Origin of the sequence: Chamaesiphon sp. (assembly GCF_041737865.1) — a bacterium.
Classification (GTDB): Bacteria; Cyanobacteriota; Cyanobacteriia; order Cyanobacteriales; family Chamaesiphonaceae; genus Chamaesiphon.
In genome coordinates this window covers 1-8339 of sequence record NZ_JBGSQZ010000132.1, presented here as the reverse complement: position 1 = coordinate 8339, position 8339 = coordinate 1, and the positions used below count along the sequence as shown (strand labels likewise).

Sequence of the window (8339 nt, the reverse complement as noted above, 5' to 3'; positions counted from 1 at the left end):
CGATCCCTATTTCATCTATAATTCCCGCAACTATTCCTAAGTGATCTAGATTTTTAATTTCAATTTCTTCTAGTTTAAAATTCATTTCTCTATAAAGTTAGTGGGAGTTTTATCCACGATCTTATTACTGTCTCGATAATTCAAATGTAGTATTAGCTTGGACTTGTTTTAGTCTTTTTGCTTGCGTATTCATTTTTAAATGAGTAACAAATAAGACTAAGTATTTGTCGTGAAAATTGAAGTGCGGAATGTGGGATCTATCGGATCGTGCAGGGGTATGCGGAGGCTGCGGGAATCGAGCGGCGGGTGTCGCCTCATCGATTGCGGCATAGTTCGATTACAGCGTTTTTAGATGCTAGTGGGGGTAATCTGCGGGCGGCGCAAGCGTTGAGTCGGCATAGCAATCAGAATACTTTGACTCTGTACGATGATAATCGACGGCAGGAACAAAAAGGTGCTTCTGGGATGTTGGAGGATTTGTTGATGGGGAATGGCGGGAAAACGAGCGACTAAAAGGATAGCTCGAAACTTTTGCCTATCTTACTCTATCGAAACTTTCCACTGGCACTTCTAAAGCATGGCGGTGATTTCGGCTAAGGTCGTAATCGGCAGATCGGCGCGATCTTGCCACGGGAATTCTCCAGTAGGATCGAGATAGACAGTGGCACTGCCAGCCCGTCGCCCAGCTTCGAGATCGAATAGATAATCTCCCACCATCACCGATCGATCGGGGGATGCGCTCCAACCCGATAGCAATTGCCAAATCCCGTCTAGACTTGGCTTGGGCGGACAACAATGGCGACTAAGGATCGATTCTGTTGGAAAGAATTCAGCTAATCCGCAAGCAGCTAGGGTTGCCTGGGCATTGGGTTTACTATTGCGAGTCAGGATACCAATTTGAGCACCCCGCGAACGCGAAGCGCGCCACCAAGGCGGTCGCAATTTAGTCAGGAGTTCTCTGGCACCGACCTGTGCCGTGGCGCGGTGGGCGATATCTAGCTCTAAAGCGTCGAGCTGTTGGTGTAACAGGGCGGCTTGGGCGGCAGGCAGCTCGTTGAGAGCTTCTAGGATCGGTCGATCGAGCGGTAGCCCCAGAATGCGCTTGATGCCATCAAAGTCGTGGATACTGATGGTCAGCGTCCCGTCCATGTCAAAAATCCAACAGTCCCGTCGATCGAAGGAAACAGACATCAGGCACAAAGATCGAGACAATGCTTTTAGCTTACACCATGAACTCTCGATACGTTGCCGTGCCGTAAACCATGTTTCGATCGAATGCCGATAACACCTGATTTTGAGCAGCGTCCAATGCCAGACAACGACATACCAAAGTCGCCACGTCTGCTCGACAAATACTGCCAGCCACATGGGTATCTAAGGTCAATACCCCATTGCCCGTGGCTGGCTCCGATTTCAAACCACCAGGACGGACGATCGTATAATTCAATCCACTATCGATTAGGTACTGCTCGGCCTTTTCCTTATCAGCTAGCACAGATGCCAAAGCTGCGTAAGCAGTGGCTGGAATGGCATCTTTGGTATCACCCGCACCAATGGAGGAAACTAAAATAAACCGATCTACCCCATTTTTCACCGCCGCATCAATTAAGTGTTTATTGCCGAGGAAATCCGCTCGCTGTCCATCCTGGGGCATTCCGCCGATCGTACTGACGATCGCACTAATTCGATCGGTCATGGCATTAGTAACATCGGTCGGGTTGAGGGCATCACCCACTATCGTTGCCACGTTTAGAGCCTGGAGATCGGGGGCGGCAGGCGATCGAATCAAGGCTAACACGGGCAAATTTTGGGTCGCCAAAATGCGGGCAATTTGATGGCCAACGCCACGGCTAGCACCAGCCAGAAAAATTGAGCCGGAAGTTGTCATAAGTTTATGGATGAGTAATAGCTCTAATTCAAATCCTAGCACCCATACTCAGGAATGGGATGAGTTCGATTAGAACTGACTTCGAGCAAGCGGTAAAGTACCACCACAGCAGGTTTTGGGGCCGATCTCAGCTCGACCCCAAATTCAGTGTGTCACTAAAAGGGTAACTCAAAACTCACGTCCAAGCTGGATGTCGTTGGCAAAGCCTCTCCCACAGGAGAATCGCCACCTGCGTGTTTTCTGGCACAATTACCACACTCAAGCGGAGTTCGGTCGCGGAGGTTTCCTCTGCTCGACCGCTACCCAAGTAGCAGACTAGCACTACTTCGCCACGATCGTCGTATTACCACCAATACTTACATTCAAGAGCGCATCAATACTACCAACAATCGTTGTCTGACCATTAATAGTAATCTTCCTTATCATTAGTCTGTAGTATTGTAAGTATGTGTAATGACACTCGCTCGGCTCTTTTTACTAGGGTTGGCACTCAATCACGATCGAACCTCAAAAGCATGTTATTATCGTTGTATGACACGCTTTTTTTGCTGGGTTAATGAATACCACCATTTAACGAACTGGGTTATCTACCGCCTGGAGTCTATGAAATTCGGTGGTCGGAGTTGATGGAACGGTTTGCGACTAATCCGCAGCGACAACGGATTGTGACTGGATTGGCCGCAGCCCTTCGTAAATTAGCAATCGCTGGTTGTACCCGCGTCATTATTGGTGGTAGCTTCATCTCGGCCAAAGTAGAACCTCGTGATTTCGATGCTTACTACGATAATTTTGGACTCGATTTCGAGCTACTCGATCCCTTATTTGTTGAAGATACCGATTCACAACAGGATGTCTTCTGTGGAGAACTATTTCCGACAATTGGTTACGACCGCTTCTTGCAAACCGATAAAGAAGGTAATCCCAGAGGAGTTGTCGCTTTAGATCCTAGAGAATTAATTAGCTAAATTGGAGTCAAAGATCGTGATTCAAAACGAACGTCAGTATAAAGTTACCCAAACTAAATTAAGAGAATTAGAACAGGCATCAGCTAGTGTCGAGCTTAAAGATCCCTATTTATATCCTCGGCAAATACTATCTCAAAAGAATAGTTACAATCGAGTAATTGCTACCTTAAAACAAGAGATTACCGAATATGAGGAACTCAAGAGCGGTCGCGTTGCAGTATTCCAGATCGAATCATTCAACGATTTGCCGACAGCCCTAATTAAAGCTCGAATTGCATCGGGAATGACTCAAAAAGATCTAGCCGAGAAAATTGATACTCAAGAACAGCAAATTCAACGTTATGAAGCCAATCATTATCATGCTATTAGTTTCGATCGATTGATGAAAATCGTCGGTGCTTTAGGTATTAGTTTTAAACATAGTATCGAAATTGAGATCGAGCCAATAGAATCTTTAGTGTAGATCGGGGATCGAGATCGACTCCGATCGATCTTATCCAATCCGATCCAGTACGTGAAATCTTCAAAGAGTATTAAACTAATGCGAAAACTGAGAACTCTTGATGAAGTCACGGAGGCATATTTTCGAGATCGTCCTGAAGAGATCGATGATTATCTGAAGGAGATTTTCCAAGACTTTGCTGAAGATAATGACACTGGAGTATTACTGGCATCATTGCGGATTCTTGCTCGCGTGCGGGATGTTAGCGATTTGGCAGCACGAATTGGTACGGCTAGACACGGGTTTCAAACAGTCCCGCTCCCATCCGATCGAGAGCCAACTAACGATCCACTCTTGGGGAGATTTCTAAGTTTTTTAGCCAAAGATATCCAAACCAATCCCGATCGTTTACAAGTAGTTAGCACCGATCTGGTCAACCGAATTGGGCAACTAGCGGCCCAATTCTCGCTCGATCTCGATGCAACACTAGTAGATGAAGATGAATGAACTTGCCCGAACTCCTGCGATCTTTGATGTGAAAACAGTGATTCTAAATGTCACTCTAATTGAAGCAGCACCAGACTTTGTAGGTCTTGATATCGCCAGATAAATGAAGTGAGTTTTCCTTAACCTGGTTTTTGGTTCCAATGTTATTCAATTACCCTTATTTTAGTTCACTCTTAGACAAATATGGCGATTGACCTACCAGCAATTAAGATCGTTCGCACCACTCCGCCAAATCTCGTTGCTGGATCTGCTGTGGAAAATCAGTTGACTGTTAAACCAGTTGAATCGAGAGTCTGGGATGAGTTTCTCCAACTGCAAATTTCCCCAGCTACACGAAGATCTTATGCGGCGGGACTTAGGGACTTTTTTCGGCGGGAGTTCCAAGTAGCGGTGTCCCCTGAGACGATTGTAGCTTTTCTCCAACTCCCCGAATGGGAGGCGATCGGTCATGTCATTGCCTACCCTTGGACATTTGCTCGAAGCCCAGTTGTCGGCGGGCACTGTGAATGCGCGGCTGGCGGCGTTGAAGTCGTTTGTCACTCATGCTGCCAAGCGCAAACTGTGTGCTTTCAGATTAGACGATATCAAGTCGGTGAAGGCTCAAACTTATAAAGATACTAGGGGGATCTCAATCGACCAATTTCAGATGTTAATCGATGGGATCGATCGTTCTACTATCATGGGTAAACGGGATTATGCGATGCTGCGATTGCTCTGGGACAATGCGCTCAGACGCGCTGAGGTGTGTGGACTAGATCGATCTGATTTTCACGCCTTGGAGGCTCGGCTTTATCTCAAGGGGAAGGGGAGAATCGATAAAGAACCGATCGATTTAGCTGCTGCTACGGTCGAGGCAATTTCTGATTGGTTGGCGAGTATGGGGGAGAGTAGAAGTCCAGCTTTATTTGTCTCTAGTCGAGATACTCGGCTGAGTGTCGATCGTCTCTATCAGATCGTTGGGGGATTGGCTCAAGTAGCGGGGATCGAGCGGGTGGTGAGTCCGCATAAGATTCGACATTCTAGTATTACGGCATTACTAGATCTTAATGGTGGGGATGTGCGCTCGGCTCAGGCGCATAGTCGGCATAAAAATTTGGCTACACTGATTCGCTATGATGATGGACGACAGCAGTTGCAGGGTAAGGCGGCTAAGACGCTGGCTGATGCAATTTTGGAGCGGGAGGTGGATTAAAAGATGGGGATTGTATTTCTACACATCACTCTAGGAGCATTTTTTGTCGATTCCTTTTTTAGTATACCAAGCATGAATGAGCAGAGTCTGAAAAAATAACACAGGCTGACTAAAGCCGCTCCCTGCAATTATCGACTCTACTTCATGTGGTGGTAATACAGCCACATCTCGACCGTAGGCATCCCGAAACTTTTTGACTTCTTCCGCAGGGACTTCGGCATACCGGAGCAGCCGCAACCATACCTCTAGCAGACTGCTGTAGGCTGGTGTGGACATGTCCGAAACAATGTCAGCACTAACCAAATATCCATCAGGGCGCAGTCGTGCGGCGATTTGACTGAAAAAGTTGCGCCGCTCCTCTGGCTGCATCAAAAAGTGAGACACCAACAAGCAAGTCGCCGCATCGAAAGCATCAGTGACGGGTAATGAATCGAGATAACCTTCATGAAAGGTACAACGGGAGGTGATGCCACATTCTGCGGCGCGACGACGGCAAATATCTAGCATCGGCGCAGCAGGTTCTACTGCGGTAAACTGCCACTGAGGAAATGCTTGTGCCAGATAAATCAATTCTGAGCCAGTCCCCACACCGACGCAGAGAATTCGGGCATCCGCCGGAAGTTCGGCAAGGATCGTGCGAATTAGTAGATGTAGTGCGTCACGCAATGGTGCTAATTTAGCGGATCTTTCATCATATGAAGCAGCCCGTTCTTTATCGAATACAATAGATGATTCTCTATTTTCCATTAAAACTTTACTCCTTTAATCGATAAAGTTTGCTTGGATTCAGCAACACTTAAATCTAAGATTGGCAATGGGGAGATCGAGTTGATTCGAGTGGATATTTGGGTGGGGATATTTGTGCTCGTGTAAATTAACATTGCGCCCATTATCGTCATCATCAAGTTTTCCGCCATACTAATTACACCTAAAGGTGCTTTAGAATTCCCACCCACACACGCACAGTTGAGAGCCATCTTATCGATATATACAACTTTGACTACCGATACAACTCCGCTGACACTTACCGTAGTCGATGCAATTCCAGTTAATAGTGGTGCGATGCCAGATAAAAATCCTAAGCCGATCGCCAGTTCTAGGAAAGGGTAAACTTTACCGTATGGTTTGAATCTCTTTGTTACTAGATCGTACTTCTGAAAACTTGCGGTAAATGAATCTAAATCCATTAATTTGAGACTCGCTAACATCGATAAAGCTATCCCCATAAAGCCAGACATCTTCAGCGAGAGAGCTAATGTCATCAGTCCCGCTGTGGAAAATAGAGCGATAACTGGGGTATAGGAAATATTAGTTGGTACTAGAGTAATAGATAATCGATCGGCTAAATCTGTATGGCCACCAATCCGCTCGAAACCGCAGAAGATTTGGGGTGTAGTGGATACTTGATATTTAGCTTTTAATTTATCTACTTCTTCACGCGATCGCAATTTAATATCCTCAAAATTTAGTCCGCGTTCTTGTAGAAGCTTTACAGCTTTTAATCCCCACGGACATTCACTTTCTGCATTAGACATTCGATAGAGCTTAATCTGGCAGGTGTTTAGATCGGCTGGAGTTGATGACGATCGATTTTGCATAATAAAAATTGATAAATTTTTAATTAATACTTTATACATTACTGTGTTTCTTAGCAGATACAATCGTTGTCACAGCAGGAGAGATCGTCGAGGAACATCCCTTCATCGCGATAGATTTCTAGACCAGCAGGGTCAATATCTAAGCGACGCGCAATTGAATTTGCCACCACCGCAAAGCGTTGACGGAACTTGTAGATAAAGCAGAAAATCGCTTTGTCATGGCGCACAGAAGGGCCGACGACAAACAGCCCAGGAGTAATGGTAGACTCATCTTCATCATTCAATCGGGCATAGCCATCCGACCAATTAAATAGGTTGGCAATTCGTTTTAAACTGCCTTCAAAGCCAGTACAGATAATCGGTTGCGTCGGTGAAATCCACTTGTCATATTCGCTATGGATGCTATAACCACCAGAAATCGCTGTTACTTCTTCAATTGCGGCATTCCCGATTAGTTCTAATCGCCCTGTCGAGCAACACAACTCGACTCGCTGCAACGTATAGGGAGAAAGAGAAACACTCGCATCGGGGTCGGTATTGCCCCAGGTGCCACTGCGGTCGAGTACCTTGACTTTTTTCCCCAAAGCGACCAGATTTACCGCTGCATCCATACCACTTTCATACCCGCCCAGAATCGTAAACTCATACCCCTGAAGTTGAGTCCAAGAGTCTACTTGAGAGTTGTGGAGACACAAATCTGCACCAGGAAAAGGATTCAAATTCGGATACTGAAATTCTCCCGCTGCCCAAATCACAAATTGGGTTTGAATAATGCCATCTGGCACATGAATTTCAAACCCGCGACATTGGGGTAATATTTCGATTTTCTCGACTTCAATGCCTGTATGGACAGGCAAGCTAATTCGATCTGCAACCATTTCTAGGTAACGTGCATATTGGGTACCATTTAAGTGTTCGCGCCGGAAACTAATCGCGGGAGAAGTTTTTCGCGCGATCGCATTTAAGTCGAGTTGTCCAAACCCATGCGCGGGAAAAGATGGAGTGATAAAATTCATCTCTTGCATCAAATCGCCGAAAGGATTCACCGATTTGATGCCGTTCCAGAATTGTGAAATTCTCTAATCCCAAATCTCTCAACACCACCCCCATCCCAATCCCCGCCGCACCTGCACCCACAATTACGACATCATAAGTTTCTGATTTTTTCATAGGCTGGGGCGCGAGTAAAGGTATTCAAGAATGATAATCATTCTCTTATTTTAGTCCTAATCGCAGATCTCAACCTGGGATTCCTAAATTAAAATCGCGAGGGTTCTCTTACAGCGAGGCTCTCGGGAACGGGGTTGTCGGCATTATCGCCGATTGGCTGGATCGCTCGATTTATGGCGCTATGAGGCTAAAATCGAAAAATAATTTGAGAATGATTATCACTCTTGTGATATAGTCTTGGCTGATGGCTCAATACCCTGTAAGATAAGTTCATATTTCTTTAGAAAAGGGAACTATTCTCTAAGATTGCTCAATTAGTAACGTTAAGACTCACTGATGCGCCTCAATCAAAAGATTAAATATTATCTCTACCGATCGATCTCAGCCTTTGTAGCTATGGCGATCGTGGCTAGCTCATTGACACTAGATCGAGCTGCATCAGCCCTAAATCCACCACCAAACCAGGTAAAGCAAACCCAGATCGCTAACAGCCCCAATATTTGCTCTAGTAATCTCAACTCAGTATTAGATCCGATCGTCAACGCGCCTACCTTTGAGAAAGGGAAGTGGGGCATAC

Annotated in this window: 11 protein-coding genes and 2 pseudogenes; 7 read left to right on the top strand and 6 right to left on the bottom strand. The window is 45.8% G+C overall.

Annotation, left to right across the window (positions count from 1 at the left end):
• Positions 1 to 267 precede the first annotated feature (267 nt).
• Positions 268 to 513 (top strand): tyrosine-type recombinase/integrase, encoded by a 246-nt coding sequence (locus ACEW9J_RS09425; protein WP_373544870.1) that lies wholly within the window; start codon positions 268 to 270, stop codon positions 511 to 513.
• A gap of 57 nt (positions 514 to 570) precedes the next feature.
• On the opposite strand, the gene ACEW9J_RS09420 is transcribed toward ACEW9J_RS09425, so the two are convergent.
• From ACEW9J_RS09420 to ACEW9J_RS09410, 3 genes are all read right to left on the bottom strand, one after another.
• A complete protein-coding gene (locus tag ACEW9J_RS09420; protein ID WP_373544869.1) occupies positions 571 to 1191 on the bottom strand; it encodes an HAD family hydrolase in 621 nt (206 codons plus the stop codon).
• Between the two features lie 31 nt (positions 1192 to 1222).
• On the bottom strand, positions 1223 to 1888 hold the full coding sequence (locus ACEW9J_RS09415) for an SDR family oxidoreductase (protein WP_373544868.1): 666 nt from the start codon (positions 1886 to 1888) through the stop codon (positions 1223 to 1225).
• A gap of 175 nt (positions 1889 to 2063) precedes the next feature.
• Positions 2064 to 2210: a hypothetical protein gene (locus tag ACEW9J_RS09410; protein WP_373544867.1), complete on the bottom strand. Its 147-nt coding sequence runs from the start codon at positions 2208 to 2210 to the stop codon at positions 2064 to 2066.
• A gap of 238 nt (positions 2211 to 2448) precedes the next feature.
• On the opposite strand from ACEW9J_RS09410, the gene ACEW9J_RS09405 reads away from it, so the two are divergent.
• The 5 genes from ACEW9J_RS09405 (at position 2449) to ACEW9J_RS09385 (ending at position 4994) form a co-directional block, all read left to right on the top strand.
• Complete coding sequence (locus ACEW9J_RS09405; protein ID WP_373544871.1) at positions 2449 to 2853, top strand: hypothetical protein; 405 nt, start codon at positions 2449 to 2451, stop codon at positions 2851 to 2853.
• A gap of 16 nt (positions 2854 to 2869) precedes the next feature.
• On the top strand, positions 2870 to 3316 hold the full coding sequence (locus ACEW9J_RS09400) for a helix-turn-helix domain-containing protein (RefSeq protein ID WP_373544866.1): 447 nt from the start codon (positions 2870 to 2872) through the stop codon (positions 3314 to 3316).
• 78 nt (positions 3317 to 3394) lie between these two features.
• The gene (locus ACEW9J_RS09395) at positions 3395 to 3802 is read left to right on the top strand and encodes a type II toxin-antitoxin system PrlF family antitoxin (RefSeq protein ID WP_373544865.1); all 408 of its coding nucleotides are present in this window, start codon (positions 3395 to 3397) and stop codon (positions 3800 to 3802) included.
• Positions 3803 to 3985: 183 nt separating this feature from the next.
• Positions 3986 to 4414, top strand: a complete 429-nt coding sequence (locus tag ACEW9J_RS09390) for a hypothetical protein (RefSeq protein WP_373544864.1) — start codon at positions 3986 to 3988, stop codon at positions 4412 to 4414.
• Positions 4415 to 4448: 34 nt separating this feature from the next.
• Entirely contained in the window at positions 4449 to 4994 is a 546-nt protein-coding gene (locus ACEW9J_RS09385) for a tyrosine-type recombinase/integrase (protein ID WP_373544863.1), read from the top strand.
• A 30-nt stretch (positions 4995 to 5024) separates the two neighbouring features.
• Here the strand turns inward: ACEW9J_RS09385 and ACEW9J_RS09380 are convergent, their stop codons facing one another.
• The 3 genes and pseudogenes from ACEW9J_RS09380 to ACEW9J_RS09370 all read right to left on the bottom strand — a co-directional run bounded on the left by ACEW9J_RS09380 (position 5025) and on the right by ACEW9J_RS09370 (position 7762).
• Entirely contained in the window at positions 5025 to 5741 is a 717-nt protein-coding gene (locus ACEW9J_RS09380; protein ID WP_373544862.1) for a class I SAM-dependent methyltransferase, read from the bottom strand.
• Positions 5741 to 6592: a MauE/DoxX family redox-associated membrane protein gene (locus tag ACEW9J_RS09375; RefSeq protein ID WP_373544861.1), complete on the bottom strand. Its 852-nt coding sequence runs from the start codon at positions 6590 to 6592 to the stop codon at positions 5741 to 5743. The genes ACEW9J_RS09380 and ACEW9J_RS09375 overlap by 1 nt, the downstream gene beginning before the upstream one ends.
• Before the next feature lie 50 nt (positions 6593 to 6642).
• Positions 6643 to 7762, bottom strand: a pseudogene (locus ACEW9J_RS09370) (NAD(P)/FAD-dependent oxidoreductase).
• 336 nt (positions 7763 to 8098) lie between these two features.
• Between ACEW9J_RS09370 and ACEW9J_RS09365 the strand changes: the two are divergent.
• Positions 8099 to 8339, top strand: a pseudogene (locus ACEW9J_RS09365) (hypothetical protein); the annotation flags it as partial.